Below are 15420 nucleotides of genomic sequence, written 5' to 3'. Positions count from 1 at the left end.
GCCGGCTGGCGGACCGGCGGGGGCCTGACCTCAGTTGCGGTCGGTGACCGTGAACGGCGCCTCGGCCGTGGCCGCCGACGAGGTGCCGGTCAGGGTGATGCCGGTGGCTCCCGGCGACACCGGACCCGGCACACTCACGATCGCGTCCGAGATGATGCCGTCGGCGTTCGCCTGCAAGGCGGGGACGGCCTGGCCGCCCAGGACGCCGCTGACGGTCTCGTTCGGAGCGAACCCGGCGCCGTCCACGGTGATCGCGGTGCCCCGGGGGCCGGCGGTGACCGAGAGGCTCACCTGCGGGTGGAACACCGGCTGGGCCGGACGCTCGGCGGAGGCGACGGTGGTCGTCACGGCCGTCGCGGCCGAGGCCGGGGCGATCGTCACGCTGAAGGTCGCCGTGCGGCTGGAGACCGCATCCCACGCGGTGACGTGCACCCGGTAGGTGCCCGGCTGCGCGTACGTGTGCTTCCCGGAGAGCAGCCCGGCCGGGTCGACCGTCGCGTCCTGCGGCGCCGTGCCGTCACCCCACTGCACCCGGGCGTGGGCAGCGCCCGGCGCCGACCCCAGCTGGGCCGGCAGTTCCTGGCCGGCCGTGCCGGTCCGGGCGGGTCCGGCCGTCAACTCCAGCGGCGGCCGGGGCGTGCCGTCGTCGGCGACTGCGAACACGTGGATCCGTCCGGCCGAGGCGGGGTCGCCGCTCTGGGCCGGCAGGGTCACCGCGACGAGCGTCTTGCCCGCCGGGATCTGATAGGGCGCGGTGGCGAACAGGAAAGGCCGGGCGTTGTCGCGATTCGTACCGAGCAGGCGGTACGGGGTCTTGGCGACGATCACGTTCCCGTACGACGGGGTGCCGTCGGGGTTGCCCCCGAGGGTCCAGTCGCTCAGCTGAATCGGGAGCGGGGCTGTGCTGCCGTCGCTGAACCGGGCCGTGCCGGTCGTGCTCTGGTTCCCCTGTGTGCCGGCGCCCACGAGCGAGATGCTCCGGGTGTCCGAAGGCAGGTCGAGCGCGATCGTCTGCCCGTTGCCGGTCGCGTTGTCCGGCTGCCCGGCGGGCACCACCGGCAGCGTGAACCGCAGGGCAGTCCCCGGCACCGGCACCGGCTCGCCCGGCGAAACACCGGCCGTGGCCAGCGCGGCCCGCGAGTACGCCCACGACTTGGCGTCGCAGTTGGCCGCGCGCACCCCGTCGTCACCGATGCACGTGTTGTCGAACGCAGCGAGCAGGCCACCGGCCGGCGCGTAGGCCACATCGACCCCGACCGTGGCCGAGTCCTGGCTGGTCCCGTCGGTCACCGTGACGGCGGCCTGGTAGTAGCCGGGCTGGGCGTACGTGTGCGAGCCGCTCACGTTGTAGACCGCCCGCGACCCCAGCGCCGTCGTGCCCTCGCTGACCGGCGTGCCGTCACCCCAGTCGATGGTCGCCTTGTACGCCGTCGACGTGCCTCCGGTGACAGAGGCCAGCGGCCCCGAAAGAGGGACGCCCGAAAGCCCCGGAACAACAGAGCCGGTCACCGTGACCGCGCCGCCTCCGAGTTGCACGTCCCCGCCGGCCAGCAGCTCGACCTCGGCCAGGTTGGCCTGAGCCGCACCGGCGGTCCTGCTGACGACCACCCGGAACTGGGTGAAGCGGCCGGGCCGGTCGATCTTGAAGGGCCGGGTCTGGTTGCGCCACGCGAACGTCTCACTCCGGCGGGAGTCGAGCGTGCTCCAGGTGATCCCGTCGCGGGAGCCCTGCAGCTTCCAGTCGGCCGGGTCGCCCGCGGCCGCCCCCGAGGTGAGCGTGTACCAGGTCGGCGCCTGCTTGCCCCCACGGTTGGCCCACGTGATGGTCGGGGTGCCGTCGGGGAACGTCACCTGGGTGGACGACGAGTCGTCGAACAACGCGGCCGCCGAGGCGGTGCCCAGACCCGGTCCGGTGGTGTCCTGCAACGGCTTGGGCACCTCGTTGCCCTTGGTGAGCGAGTCGGGAACGGCGCCCCACGACGACGGGTCGGGCCCCATCTTGAACTCGAGGGTGCCGCCACGGACGAGCGCGGACGAGTCGAGCGACAGGCTGTTGTGCGTCCGGCCGTTCACCTTGAGGCCCTGCACGTACACGTTCTTCGTGCTGTTGCCAGGCGCCTTGACGACGATGTCGCCGCTCTTGCGGTGCACGGTCATCTGACTGAACTGGGGCGAGCCGATGGCCCAGCCGGACGAGCCGACCTGCAGCGGGTAGAGGCCGAGCGAGCTGAGGATGTTCCAGGCCGATATCTCGCCGTTGTCCTCGTCGCCCAGGTAGCCCTGACCGATCTCGCTGCCCACGTAGAGCCGTTGCAGGATCTCGCGGACGATCGCCTGCGTCTTCGCCGGCGCGCCGACGTAGTTGTACATGTACGGGATGTGGTGCGAGGGCTGGTTGCTCATGCCGAGCTGGCCCAGCCGCACGGCCCGGGCCTCCAGCATCTCGTGGATGATGCCGTTGTAGCCGCCGGGGCGGTCGGCCTTCTCCGGGGTGGCGAAGAACTGGTCGAGCTTCTTCTTCAGCGCCGCGCGACCGCCGTACAGGTTGGCCAGGCCCTGACCGTCCTGCTGGGCGGTGAAGGCGAAGTTCCAGCCGTTCGTCTCGGTGTAGACCCCGCCCCAGTCGAGCGGGTCACCGTTGAGGAACGTGCCGGCGGCGTCGCGTCCCTGGAAGAACTTGGTCTTCGGGTCGAACAGGTTGACGTAGTTGCGGGCCCGCTGCAGGAAGTACTGCGACTCCTCCTTCAGCCTGTCCCGCTCGGCCTTCGGGGTGGACGGGTCCTTGGCCAGTCCGGCCGCCATGTTGCCGATGCCGTAGTCGTTGATGAACCCCTCGAGGGCCCACGACACCGACTCGCCGGTGCTGGTCGGCGTGTAGCCCAGGAACAGCGACGTCTCGATTCCCTTGCGGCCCACGGCGCTCCGCCCCGAGGCGACCGTCGCGTCCTTCACCGACGCGTCGTAGGCGCTCTGCGCGTCGGGCAGCTTCACACCGTTGAGGTAGGCCGAGGCAAGCGCGACGTTCGCGCTGGTGCCGGTCATCAAGTCGGCGTAGCCGGGCGACGACCAGCGGGCGATCCAGCCCCCGTCGCGGTACTGCTGCACGAACCCGTCGGCGATCTTGGCAGCGATGTCCGGGTAGAGCAGCGAATAGGCTGGCCACACCGTGCGGTAGGTGTCCCAGAAACCGTTGTTCACATAGATCTGACCGTCGACGATCTTCGCGCCGGTCTGTGTCGGCGTGGATGCGCCGGTCGCGGGCGACACCGGGCTCGCATACTGCCAGCGCGGTTTCGCGGCCGTGCCGGTGTTCTCCGACTGCGAGTTCGGATAGAGGTTGAGCCGGTACAGGTTCGAGTAGAGCGTGACCAGTTGCGTCTCGCCGGCCCCGCGGACCTCGACCCGGCCCAGGCGGTCCTTCCAGGCCGCGGTGGCGGCAGCCCGGATCTGCTCGAAGCTGCGGCCGGTCACCTCGAGGCCGAGGTTGCGCTGGGCCTGGTCCACCGAGAGGAATGACGTGGCGAAGCGCAGGGTCAGCGGCGCGCCCGCCGCGAGGTCGAAGGTCGCCGAGGTGGACGACGTCCCGGCCGGCGCCCGGTCGAACGTGCCCGCGTAGAACATGCGGCTGCGCCCGGCGGACAGGCCGCTGCCGTTGTCGACCCAGCCGGTTACCGTGCCGTCCGTGCCGATGACGAAGGTGCCGTTGCGGAAGGCCAGCGTTCCGGTGCTCTGCCCGGCGAACCCGAACTGCATGATGCCGCCGTGGTCGGTCGGCGAAATCTGAGCGGTCAGGCCGTTCTGCAGCTTGACGCTGTAGAAGTCGGGCCGGGCGACCTCGTCGTTGTGGCTGAAGGGAAGGGACCCGGCCGTGCCGCCGTCCGGCACCGGCATGACCGACATCTGATTGCGGTCGCCCATCCACGGGCTGGGCTGGTGCGAGATCGCCAGGCCGGCCAGCAGCGGCAGGTTGGCCGGGTTGTTGTCGCGCTGGTAGACGTACTCCCACGAGTCCGAGCCGGCGTCGGTGACCGGCGTCAGGAAGTTGAAGCCGTTGGGCACCGCGGTGATCGGCAGGTTGTTGCCGCGCGAGAAGCCGCCCGACGAGTTGGTGCCGCGGCGGGTGTCGACGAAGTTGGTGAGCCGCGAGTCGTCGATCGGCGTGGCCGCGCCCACGATCGTCAGGTCGTCGATCCACCCCTGGAAGCGGGTGGCCGCGGTGGCTGCCGGGTTGTCGTAGGCGAGCAGGATGCGGTCGATCGTCTTGCCGTTGGCGACCGCGCCCAGCTCGGACTGGACCGCGTTCCACTCGTCGGCGTACAGCACCTTGGAGGCGCCCTGCCCGGCTGCGGTGAGCGCGTAACCGTGCTGGTCGATCGGGGACCGCCGGCTGAGGTAGGTGCCGTCGGTGAAATGCAGGTCGACCGCCGCGTACGTGGACGGGTACTGCAGATTCCCACCGGTGAGCTCGGGGAAGATCCGGTAGCTCAGCCGCGTGCGCGGGCCGACCGGGATCTTCACGTCGAAGAGCTTGTTGGTTCCGTACGCGCGTCCGTCGCCGACGGCGCCACCGGCGTACCGCAGCGAGGCAGTTCCGGTGAAACCGGCCCGCGGCAGCATGTTGGCGCCCCGCGTCGGGCCGGAGCCGACCTCACTGACCATCGGGGTGGCCGGCGGCCGGACGTCGGAGCCGTCGCTGATGTCCCAGTCGGCCAGCTGCACGATCGAGTCACCGGAGTTGGCAGTGATGCTGAGCCGGTAGAACGCGTACGGGGTGGGGTTGGTGAAGCTGTAGGTGTTGGTCGCGAGCCGGCCGCCGAAGCTCTGGCCCGTCCGCCGGTCGAGGTCGGTCCACTCCGAACCGTCGGCCGAGCCCTGGACGGTGAAGTCCCGGGGATCGCGCCCGGGGGCGTCGTCGGCCGAGGTGAGCGAGTACTTCACGACGGCCACGGGCTTCGCCAGCTGATAGGTGACGGTGCCCGTACGGCTGAAGGCCAGCCACTTGGTCGAGCTGTCGCCGTCGGTCAGCTTGACCGCGGTCTCACCGGGCGGATTCTCGGCGCTGGCGGTGACCGCGCTGAGAAGTTCGAGCATGCTGCCCGGCAGCGCGACACGGAGGTTGCCGGTCAGGTTGCCCTGCACCGGCTTGCCCCGGGCGTCGAGCTCCACTGTGCTCGTGGCGGGCTGCTGGTCGGCGGTTTCGAAGGACGAGCTGAAGCTCCCGGGTTTCACTGTGGCGTGCGCCGGGGACACGGCGACGACAGGTCCCACCGGCACGAGCAAAGCCCCGGCGGCGGCCAGGATCCACTTCATGGGTAACTCCAGGGGGAGCGGACGCGTCGTGCGCGCCCGGAACGGAGATCGACAGCCTCGCCCGCGCTGACAACGTTGTCAAGAAACAAGCCGGAAACGCGTATCCGACTTTCGGCCGATGCGCAGAGATCTCATGCATGTCGATAGATGGATATTTCTCACGGATTCGTGCCAACGGGCGTCGATTTCACAGGAACCTCACAGCGCTCTCCTTTGGATGGTCCGGCAGCGGCCGCTCCCCCGGGGCGGCCCCCGACCGGAAGGACCCCATGACCGATCCGCTGAAGAAGCGCCGCCGGCGTTCCCGCCTGATGACGTACGGCGCCGTGGCCGCCGCGCTGGGCCTCACCGCGGCCGGCGTGGGGGTGGCCCAGGCTGCCGCCACCCCGCCTCCGCTGTCGTTCGTCGCCGCCACCGGGCAGGTGACCGCCGAGCGCTACGACTACGACGGCGAGATCTACCTCTCCATGGACCTGGGCCTGCACGTCATCGCGGGCAAGGACCCGCTGGAGATCTGGGCCAAACGCACCGGCTACGACAAGCCGATCAAGGCCGAGCGGGTCGTGGTGCAGAACGGCAAGAAGAAGAAGGTCGCGCTGCCGGCCGGGATGGTCCCCGACTTCAACGGCCTCAAGGACTTCACGACCATCTCGATCGCCGACTCGGCGGGCAAGGTGGTCAAGGAGTACACGACCCCGTTCTGCGGCAACTCGTACTCGTCCGGGCGGACCCGGCCCGACGCTCCCGCGGCCAACCCGTACCCGCAGGGCTGCGGCGGCTACAACCCGTTCACGCTGGGCGCGGTCTGGGGTGTGCAGGCCGGTTGGGACGCCACGGTCAACGACCAGCCCGAGTACGACGAGGCTGAGCCCTTCGACCTGCCGGTCGGCCAGTACACGGCCACCGCGACGGTGAACCCGGTCTACAAGCAGCTCTTCGGGATCCCCGCGGAGCAGGGCACGGCGAAGGTCGGCGTGACCGTGGTCGACGGCGAGACCGACCGCGCCGGCCTGGCCCGCATCAAGGCCGCCGACGCCGGCCGGACCGAGAAGACCGACGAGCACTCGATCCACACTGCCGAGGGCGACGCCAAGCGTCAGGTCTCCGCGTTCGTGCCGGAGCTGCGCGCGCCGGCCAAGCGGCCGACCCCGCTCAAGGCCACGCCGACCGGCGGCCCCCGGCCGGACCTGCGCTCGCTGCCCGCGTGGGAGATCGCGCTGGAGCAGGAGGACGGCAAGTGGTACGTGAACTTCGGCGCCACCGTGTGGAACGCCGGCACGTCGCCGCTGCTGGTCGACGGGTTCCGCCGCACCGGCACCGAGCTGATGGACGCGTACCAGTACTTCTTCGACGCCAAGGGCAACCAGGTCGGCAGCCGACCGGCCGGCACGATGGAGTGGGACAACCGGGAGGGCCACCTGCACTGGCACTTCACCGACTTCGCGCAGTACAACCTGCTCGACTCGACCCAGAAGCTCTCGGTGCGCAGCGGCAAGGAAGCCTTCTGCCTGGCCAACACGGACGCGGTCGACTTCACCATCCCGGGCGCGAAGTGGCGGCCGGAGAACACCGACCTGTCCACCTCGTGCGGCGCCAACACCGTGATCGCGGTGCGTGAGGTGCTCGACATCGGCAACGGCGACACCTACAGCCAGTACCGGCCGGGTCAGTCGTTCGAGGTGACCGACCTGCCCAACGGCACCTACTACATCCAGACGCTGGCCAACCCGGAGAACAAGCTGGCCGAGCTGGACACCACCAACAACTCGGCGCTGCGCCAGATCATCCTGGGCGGCACCCCGGAGGCGCGGACGCTGACCGTTCCCCCGGTGCACGGCATCAAGGGCTGACCCGCTCGCAGCCGGCGAGAAAGACAAGAGCCGCACACCCCGTTCGGGGTGTGCGGCTCCGGTCGTTCCGGACCTAGGCGGTGAAGGGCTGCGCGGAGAGCAGCCTCTGAGTCCAGCCGGCCGTGTCGACCGGGTCGTTGTCGAACCGCTGGATGTCGGTGCCCTTGCCGTCGAACGGCAGGGCGTCCTTGTAGCGGTTCAGGCCGCCGGCGGTGGTGCGGGCGTAGTAGAAGCCGTTACCCGGCGAGACGAGGTGGGTGAGCCCGGTCCAGCCGCTCGCGGCCAGTTCGTACCGGGTCCACTTGCCCGTCTCGTCGACGTTGTACGAGATCAGGACGCCGGCGCTGGTGGTGCCGAGGATCCAGTCCGGGCCGGTGGCGGTCAGCGTGGTCAGGCCGAAGCCCGTGCCGACGGTGACGTGGCCGGTGATGTCGGCTGCGACCGGCTTGGCCGCCCCGATCTCGTACCGGTGCAGTACGCCCGCGGCGATGCCGTAGAGCGACCCGTACCCGTCGTAGGAGAGCCGGTCGTGGGTCCAGCCACCGGCCAGGTTCACCGGCGCCGCAAACGTCAGGGCCGGCAGCGTGGTCTGCACGTCGACGCGGTAGAGCCGGCCGGCGGTCGAGGTGACCAGCACCGTGTCGTGGTCCAGCGTGGCCATCGCCTTGGTCTCGAAGCCCAGGGTGGCGGCCGAGGTCACGGCGGGCACCCGGTCGCCGGTCGCCGAGTCGATCGCGGTGTAGGTCAGGTGACCCGCGGCGTCGGCGCCGAAGACCGACACGTCGGCCGGGCTCTGCGGGAAGGCGCGGAACGGCAGAGCCGACAGCAGCGCCTGATCCCACCCACTGGCGTCGACCGGGTCGTTGGGGAACGTCGCGATGTCGGTGCCCTTGCCGTCGAACGGCGCCGCGTCGACGAAGCGGGCCAGGCGGCCGGCCGATGTGCGCCCGTAGTAGATGCCGTTGCCGGGCGACACCAGGTGGGTGTAGCCGCCCCAGCCGCTGGTGGCCAGGGAGGCGCCGGTCCACTTGCCGAAGGCATCGATCTGGTACGACCGGAGGACGCCGGCACTGGTAGCGCCGAGGATCCAGTCGGGACCGGTCGCGGTCAGCGACTGCAGCGAGAAGCCCGAGCCGACCAGCGTGTTGTTGATGATGTTCCCCGGACCCGGCTTTGCCGTGGTGACGGTGTAGCGGCGCAGAGTGTCGCCCGCGATGCCGTACAGCGAGCCGTCACCGTCGAAGGTGAGCCGGTCGTGCGTGTAGCCCCGGGCCACCTCGACGGGCGCACCGAAGGTGAGCGCCGGGGTGGTGCCCGTGACGTCGACACGGTAGAGCACGCCGGAGCCGTTGGTGACCAGCACGGTGTTGACGTTGAGGGTGGCCATTGCCTTGGGCGTGAAGCCCAGCGACTGGGTCGAGGTGACCGTGGCCCCGATCCGGTCGCCGCTCGCCGAGGCGATGGCCGTCCAGGTGAGCTTGCCGTCGGCCGTGGCGCCGAAGATGTTGACGTCGGCCACGCTCTGCCGGATCCAGCCGCCCAGGTCGTCCAGCCGGGTCTCGACGGCCCCGCGCCGGGTCTCGGTCTCGCCCAGGCAGCCGCCCTGCCACGAACGGTCGTGCAGCGCGACCAGTTCCGGGCCGGAGCCGGTGGTCCGCACGGCCGGGCCGCCCGCGTCGCCTTTGCAGATCACGGAGTCGGCCGCGGTGCCGGTGAGGGTCAGGCTCGACGCGCCGACCTCGGTCACGTCGAAGGCGCCGCCGTGCAGGCGGTCGGGCACCCACTGTGTGCGGGTGCGGCCGAAGCCGGCCGCGGTCAGGCGCTCGCCGGCCACCGGGGCGACCGAGGAGACCGGCACCGGCGTGACGCCGGCGGCCGGGGTGGCCAGCTTGGCCAGGACGAGGTTGCGGTCGGGGTGGGGCACGAGCAGGACGACCGGGGCGGTGTGGCCGCCGGCCGCTGTCAGGTCCGTGCGGCCGACGGTGACGGTGGCGGGCCGGGCGGGAGCGCCCAGAGCCACCTGGCCGAAGCACTCCTTGGCGGTGGCGATCCACTGCGGCGCCACCAGAGCGCCGGTGCAGCCGAGGTCGTTCTCGCCCGTGCCGGTGTGCACACTGGCGACGAAGTTGTAGGCGGCGTCCGTGACGGGTTCGCCGCCGACAGCGACGGCCGGCGTCGCGGACGCGAGTCCGGCCAGCACAGCCCCCGTCAGGCCGATGAGAAGCATGGGTTTGGGCCGCAGGCCCCGAAGGTGAGTCAACTTGTCCCCGTTGTTGTCGTACGACGGCGGCCGGTGGCTCGCCGGAGGCGACCTTACATGGGCGACAGTCGATATGCGGGTCCGGTCGGCGTCAGCTCGGGGACGTTGTCCTGAACGGGTCGTGCTCGCTGAGGAACTTGTCGAGCCGGGCCTGGTCGACCCGCCGGACGACAGTGCCGACCTCCTGCGCGTCGCGGATGGTCTTGGCCAGCGTGAACGCGGATGTCACCACGTACGCCAGTCCCAGCCCGAGAAAAGCCCGCATCCACCCGCCGACCGGAAGGTAGAAGATCCCGGCGGCCAGGCCGAGCAGGGCGATGCCGAACGAAGCGGCGGCCTGGACGTAATAGGCGGAGGTGACCTTGGGCGGGGCTTCGATGTCCATGGCGCTCATCCTGCGACGACCCCGCCCGGGACCGCGTGAGTCGTGATACTCATCCTAGATTCATCCCATCATCCCATGATTGACTGTCGCGGTGTCCACGACTGTCCTCGCCCCCGCCCCGGCCCGGTTGCACCGCGGCATCCTGCTCGCCGTCGCGCTGACCGCCCTCAACCTGCGCACCGCGGTGACCGGATTCAGCGTGCTGACCGGCGAAGCCGGCGACGCCCTGCACTTCGGCCCGGTGGTCGCGGGCGCCATCGGCACGATCGTGACGGCCTGCTTCGCGGTGGCCGCGTTCGCCGCTCCCCCGCTGGCCCGCCGCTTGGGCCTGGAGCGCACCGCCGCGCTCGCGGTGACCGCCACGACCGCCGGCATCCTGCTGCGGGCCGCCGCGTGGTCGCCCACCGTCATGATCGTCGCGACGGTCATCGCGTTCGCCGGGGTCGGCGCGTGCAACGTCATCCTGATCCCGATCGTCAAGCAGCACTTCCCGCAGCGGCTGCACGCGGTCAGCACGATGTACATGGTGTTGCTGCAGGTCGGCCAGCTGGCGGCCCCGCTGCTCGCGTTGCCGCTGGCCAGCGCGTACGGCTGGCGCACGGCCGCCGGCGGCTGGGCCGTGGTGACCGCGGCGGCAGCGGTGCTGTGGTTCGTCACGATGCCGCGGCCGGGCGCCCGGGCCGAGGCGGCCCCGCCGGCGCCGGTGAGCGTCTCCTGGCGTACGCCGTTGGTTCTGGGCCTGATCGGCCTGATGGCCATGACCACACTGCACGTCTACACGCTGGTGACGTGGTTCCCGGCCATGCTCGCCGACGCCGGGCTGAGCCCGACCGCGAGCGCGCTGCTGCTGTCCTGGTTCGCCGGCCTCGGGCTGATCGCGGCGTTCGTCGTGCCCCCGCTGACCACCCGCCTGGCCAACCCGTTCCCGATCGTCGTGGTGTGTGTGGCGCTGATGGGCGTCGGCTACGCCGGCATGCTCGCCGCACCGGCGGCCGGCGCCTTCGTCTGGGCGACTGCCTTCGGGCTGGGGGTGAGCACCTTCCCGCTGTGCCTGACCCTGATCGGCGCCCGCGCGGCGAACTCGCAGAGCGCGTCCCGGCTGTCCGGTCTGGTCCAGGGCGTCGGCTACGGCATCGGCTGCGCCGGGCCGCTGGCGCTGGGCGCGATCCACCAGGCCACCGGCGGCTGGAACCTGACGTACGCGCTGCTCGCGGCCACCCTGCTGGTCACCCTGGTCGCCGGCCGGGCCGCGTGCCGCCCGGTCGCGCCGGCCGCCGGTTAGGCTGCACCCCGTGCCCCTTGACCGCGCCGGACTCGGCACCCGCGTGACCGAACTCTTCCGCTCCCAGGTCACCGACGGCCGCTGGCCGGTGGGCAGCAAGATCCCGACCGAGCCCGAGCTGGTCGAGTGGAGCGGCGCCGGCCGCAACACGGTCCGTGAGGCGATCGGCGCCCTGGTCACCGCGGGCATCCTGCGCCGCGAGCAGGGCCGCGGCACGTTCGTGGTCTCGGCGTCCGACCTGCGCTCGTCGGTCTCGCGCCGGGTGGCGGCCACCTCGCGCCGCGACAGCCTCGAGCTGCGCCTGGCCCTCGACGCCGCCTCAGCCCGCATAGCTGCCCAGCGCCGCACCGCCGCCGACGCCGAGCGCCTCCGATCCCTGCTGGCCGAACGGGAAGCCGCCTGGACCACCAACGACCTGCACGAGCGGGTACGAGCCGACTCCGCCCTGCACCGCGCGGTGGTGTCCGCCACCCACAACCCGTTGCTGGAGGACGTCTACGAGGGTTTGCTGGGCGTCTTCGAAGAGGTCCAGCTGCACGACGTGGCCGGCGAGACCGACGACCTGGCGCAACTGCACACCGACCTGGTGACGGCCATCGTCGACCGCGACCCCGACCGGGCCGCGGCCACCATGTCCACCCTGCTCCAACCTCTGATCAACCAGGCCGCCCCGTGATCGTGCGCAAGGCCGGCCCGGCCGACGTGGCCGCGCTGGCCGAACTGCGCGACATCACCGACCCCGGCCCCTTCGCCGACTGGATGGCCACCCACACCGAGTCCCACGTGCCGTTCGTGGCCGAGGTCGACGGCCACGTGGTCGGCTCGGCCTGGCTGCTGATCGCCGAACGCGTACCCGGCGCCGGCGCGACGACCCGCCACTTCGGCGACATCCAGTCGGTCATGGTCCGCGAGGCCCACCGCAACCGGGGCATCGGCACTGCCCTGATCGCCGCGATCCTGACCGAGGCCCGCACCCGAGCCCTGGAGCACGTGACCGTCCACTCCGGTCGCCGCGCCGTCGACTTCTACGTCCGCAACGGCTTCACCCACCACCGCCAGCTCCTCCTCTGGGAGCCGGACGCTCACTTGTTCACGTCGTAGTCCTTGATGTGCGTGGTGAAGGTCTTGCCGTTGTCGAGCGTGATGGTGACCTCGGGGTTGGGCGAGCCGTTGTAGCCGGTGTTGTCGAGCACCCGGCCGACGATGCTGGACGGCTTGCGCTGGGGCCACCAGGCCGCGAAACGGCCGTTCTGCACCGTGGCGCGCACCCGCATGTCCTGGGTCTCGAAGACGACGCCCTTGACCCGCGCGCCCACCCGGCCCGCGACCATGAACTGCGTGCCCGAGGAGACGCCGCCGGACGTCCGGTGCACACCGAAGGTGGCCAGGTCGTCCGCGGCCGGCTCGGGCAGGAGCGGACCGGACAGCGCCTCACCCTCACCGTCGGGAAAGACGGCCGTCGCCACCGTCGACCGCAGGCACTGCGACTCGCCGTCGGCCGACGTCAGGTAGGTCATCACCCAAGAGCCGCGGACCTCCACCATGTGTGGGGCGCGGCCCGAGCCGATGCGGGTAAGTTCCGCGCAGTAGCGGGCGTTCTCCGCCGCCTCCGCGGCCGTGGCCGGGCGTGGCTTGGCGTCCCAGGTCGCGACGGCCGCGTGGTCGGTGCCCAGGATCGGCGCGGCGGCCACGACGCCGGCCAGCGCGACCACACCGGCCAGCGCGAACCGGGCCACTCGGCGGCGGTGGGCCGGGCGGGCCTCGGCGCCGGTTCCGGGTTCGGTCGCCGTCACCCGGGCCAGCGTGGCCGCCGCGTGCCGCGAGCGGGCCAGGTCGTCCGGGACGTCGCGGGCCGGGTCGTGGCTTCGGAGCAGATCGTCGATCGTCATCACGCGTATCCTTTTTCGCTGCCGGCGGGCACCGGGGAGTTCACATGGCCGAGGCTCTGCTTCAGCAGGCGCCGGGCGCGGCTGAGCCGGATCCGGAACGCCACCGGCGAAATGCCGAGCACCTGGGCGGCCTGAGCGGCGGAGAGCCCCTCCCACACCGAAAGGCTCAGCGTCTCCTGGTGCATCGCGCTGAGCCGGGCCCAGGCGTGGGCCAGATCGACCGAGGTGGCGACCAGGTCGTCGTGCCCTTCCACCGTTGCCGGGCCGGCGATCCGGACAGCCAGAGCCTGTCCTCTGGTGTCGGCCCGATGCTTGGCCAGCAGCAGCCGCCGGGTGATGCCGAAGAGCCAGGCGCGGGCCTCGCCGAGGTCGCCGGGCAGGTCCGGGAGGCGCTGCCAGGCCACGACGAAGGCCTCGGCCACCACGTCCTCGGCCTGCTCGACCGGGTGGCCGCGCCGGACCACGAACCGGACGAGGTCGGCGTAGGCGTGCGCGTACACCGCCTCGTACCGTTGCCGGTCCAGCCGTTCTCGCATCTCTGTCACACCTCGACATGTCGCCCGGTGGCCCAGCGTTTCACGCGGTTCGCACCTTCGTCCGGGCATTGACCGACGTGATTGACCCCAACAGTCATCCCATGTTTACTGGTGGTCACCGCCGCCTTCCCCGAGCAGCTGGTTGGAGCATCCCCATGCACTGGTCGAGAGCCGCCGCCGCCCTTCTGCTCGCAGGCGCCACGCTCGCCGTACCGGCCGCCCCTGCCGCCGCGGCGGGCCCGCTGACCGAAGTCCTCGTGTTCTCCAAGACCGCCGGTTTCCGCCACGGATCAATCCCCCGGGGCATCGCCGCCATCCAGCAACTGGGCACACAGAACGGCTTCAGCGTCACCGCGACCGAGGACGCCGCCCAGTTCACCCCGGCCAACCTCGCCCGATACCAGGCGGTGGTCTTCCTCTCCACCACCGGCGACGTGCTCGATCCGGCCCAGCAGACCGCTTTCGAGGCGTACGTGAACAACGGCGGCGGTTTTGCCGGCATCCACGCCGCGGCCGACACCGAGTACGACTGGCCCTGGTACGCGAATCTGGTCGGCGCGTACTTCCACTCGCACCCGGCCAACCAGACCGCGACCGTCCGCGTCGAGGACCGCGGCAACGCCTCCACCGCGCATCTGCCGCACTCCTGGTCACGCTACGACGAGTGGTACAACTACCGCACCAACCCGCGTGACGGCGGCGCGAAGGTGCTGGCGACCCTGGACGAGAGCTCCTACTCCGGCGGCAACATGGGCGCCGACCATCCCATCACCTGGTGCAAAACGGTGGGCGCGGGCCGGGCCTGGTACACCGGGCTCGGGCACACCGACGAGTCGTACGCGGAACAGAACTTCCTGCGCCAGATCCTCGGGGGCATCCAGCTCGCGGCGGGCCACCGCCCGGCCGACTGCCGGGCCGAGAGCGGCTACACCCCCCTGTTCGACGGCACCCGGGCCAGCCTCGACCAGTGGCGGCAGGCCGGACCGGGCGGCTTCACGCTGACCGACGGCACCATCAGCTCGCAGGGCGGCATGGGCCTGCTGTGGTATCCCGTGCGTACCTTCGCGAACTACTCGCTGAAGCTCGACTGGATGATGCCCGGCGACGACAACGGCGGCGTCTTCATCGGCTTCCCGGATCCGCAGGGCGACCCGTGGAAGCCGGTCGACCAGGGCCACGAGATCCAGATCGACGCCACCGACGGCGACCCGTCGCGCACCACCGGCAGCGTCTACAGCTTCGCCGCGCCCGACCCCGCGGTGCGCGACGCCGCACTGAATCCGCCGGGATCCTGGAACACCTACGAGATCGCGGTGCACGGCCAACGGGTCGAGATCTGGCTGAACGGCGTGAAGGTCAACGACTACCTGAGCAACCGCGACATCGCCAACGGCTACATCGGCGTCCAGAACGACGGCGCCGGCCTGGACATCAGCTACCGCAACATCCGCATCAAGACCGACGGCCCGTCCCAGCCGCCGGGCGTCGATCTGGCCCGCGGCGTACGCGGCGTGGCGTCCAGTGTGGAGCCCGGCAGCCTGCACCTGGCAGCCAACGCCACCGACGGCGACGCGGGCACCCGCTGGGGCAGCGCCCACAGCGACCCGCAGTGGATCCGGCTCGACCTGGGCCGGGTCCGCACCGTCAACCGGGTCAAGCTGACCTGGGAGACCGCGTACGCCCGGGCCTACCAGATCCAGACCTCCCCCACCGGCCGCACCTGGACCACCGTCTACTCCACCACCACCGGCAACGGCGGCATCGACGACGTTCCCGTGGCCGCCACCGGCCGCTTCGTCCGCGTGCTGGGCACCCAGCGCGCCACACAGTGGGGCTACTCCCTCTACGACGTCAACGTCTACGCTCCGGCGGGCCTGACATAGCACCTGGGTACCATCGGCGGTCCGG

10 protein-coding genes are annotated in these 15420 nt (G+C 71.2%); 5 read left to right on the top strand and 5 right to left on the bottom strand.

The window, feature by feature from the left end:
- Positions 1 to 30: 30 nt before the first annotated feature.
- Entirely contained in the window at positions 31 to 5310 is a 5280-nt protein-coding gene (locus KXC43_RS34295) for a GH92 family glycosyl hydrolase (protein ID WP_221380358.1), read from the bottom strand.
- Between the two features lie 269 nt (positions 5311 to 5579).
- On the opposite strand from KXC43_RS34295, the gene KXC43_RS34290 reads away from it, so the two are divergent.
- Positions 5580 to 7160 carry a lysyl oxidase family protein gene (locus tag KXC43_RS34290; protein WP_221380357.1) on the top strand — a complete coding sequence of 527 codons (1581 nt, stop codon included), beginning with the start codon at positions 5580 to 5582 and terminating at the stop codon, positions 7158 to 7160.
- 73 nt (positions 7161 to 7233) lie between these two features.
- Here the strand turns inward: KXC43_RS34290 and KXC43_RS34285 are convergent, their stop codons facing one another.
- On the bottom strand, positions 7234 to 9387 hold the full coding sequence (locus KXC43_RS34285) for a trypsin-like serine protease (RefSeq protein ID WP_221380356.1): 2154 nt from the start codon (positions 9385 to 9387) through the stop codon (positions 7234 to 7236).
- 124 nt (positions 9388 to 9511) lie between these two features.
- Positions 9512 to 9805, bottom strand: a complete 294-nt coding sequence (locus KXC43_RS34280) for a YiaA/YiaB family inner membrane protein (protein WP_221380355.1) — start codon at positions 9803 to 9805, stop codon at positions 9512 to 9514.
- Between the two features lie 91 nt (positions 9806 to 9896).
- On the opposite strand from KXC43_RS34280, the gene KXC43_RS34275 reads away from it, so the two are divergent.
- Genes KXC43_RS34275 through KXC43_RS34265 form a run of 3 tightly spaced genes read left to right on the top strand, consistent with a single transcriptional unit; the run spans position 9897 to position 12188 of the window.
- Positions 9897 to 11087 (top strand): MFS transporter, encoded by a 1191-nt coding sequence (locus KXC43_RS34275; RefSeq protein WP_221380354.1) that lies wholly within the window; start codon positions 9897 to 9899, stop codon positions 11085 to 11087.
- Between the two features lie 10 nt (positions 11088 to 11097).
- Positions 11098 to 11763, top strand: a complete 666-nt coding sequence (locus KXC43_RS34270; RefSeq protein WP_221380353.1) for a FadR/GntR family transcriptional regulator — start codon at positions 11098 to 11100, stop codon at positions 11761 to 11763.
- Complete coding sequence (locus KXC43_RS34265) at positions 11760 to 12188, top strand: GNAT family N-acetyltransferase (RefSeq protein ID WP_308129389.1); 429 nt, start codon at positions 11760 to 11762, stop codon at positions 12186 to 12188. The genes KXC43_RS34270 and KXC43_RS34265 overlap by 4 nt, the downstream gene beginning before the upstream one ends.
- Here KXC43_RS34265 and KXC43_RS34260 read toward each other — a convergent pair.
- Positions 12170 to 12976: a hypothetical protein gene (locus KXC43_RS34260; RefSeq protein WP_221380352.1), complete on the bottom strand. Its 807-nt coding sequence runs from the start codon at positions 12974 to 12976 to the stop codon at positions 12170 to 12172. The genes KXC43_RS34265 and KXC43_RS34260 overlap by 19 nt on opposite strands.
- Positions 12976 to 13512 (bottom strand): RNA polymerase sigma factor, encoded by a 537-nt coding sequence (locus KXC43_RS34255; RefSeq protein ID WP_221380351.1) that lies wholly within the window; start codon positions 13510 to 13512, stop codon positions 12976 to 12978. The genes KXC43_RS34260 and KXC43_RS34255 overlap by 1 nt, the downstream gene beginning before the upstream one ends.
- Positions 13513 to 13667: 155 nt before the next feature.
- On the opposite strand from KXC43_RS34255, the gene KXC43_RS34250 reads away from it, so the two are divergent.
- Positions 13668 to 15395: a ThuA domain-containing protein gene (locus tag KXC43_RS34250; RefSeq protein ID WP_255645314.1), complete on the top strand. Its 1728-nt coding sequence runs from the start codon at positions 13668 to 13670 to the stop codon at positions 15393 to 15395.
- The last annotated feature ends 25 nt before the right edge of the window (positions 15396 to 15420 follow it).

The sequence above is a fragment of the Paractinoplanes polyasparticus genome (genome assembly GCF_019710575.1).
Taxonomy (GTDB): domain Bacteria; phylum Actinomycetota; class Actinomycetes; order Mycobacteriales; family Micromonosporaceae; genus Actinoplanes; species Actinoplanes polyasparticus.
The sequence above is the reverse complement of the archived record's forward strand: the minus strand, read 5'-3'. Positions and strand labels throughout refer to the sequence as shown.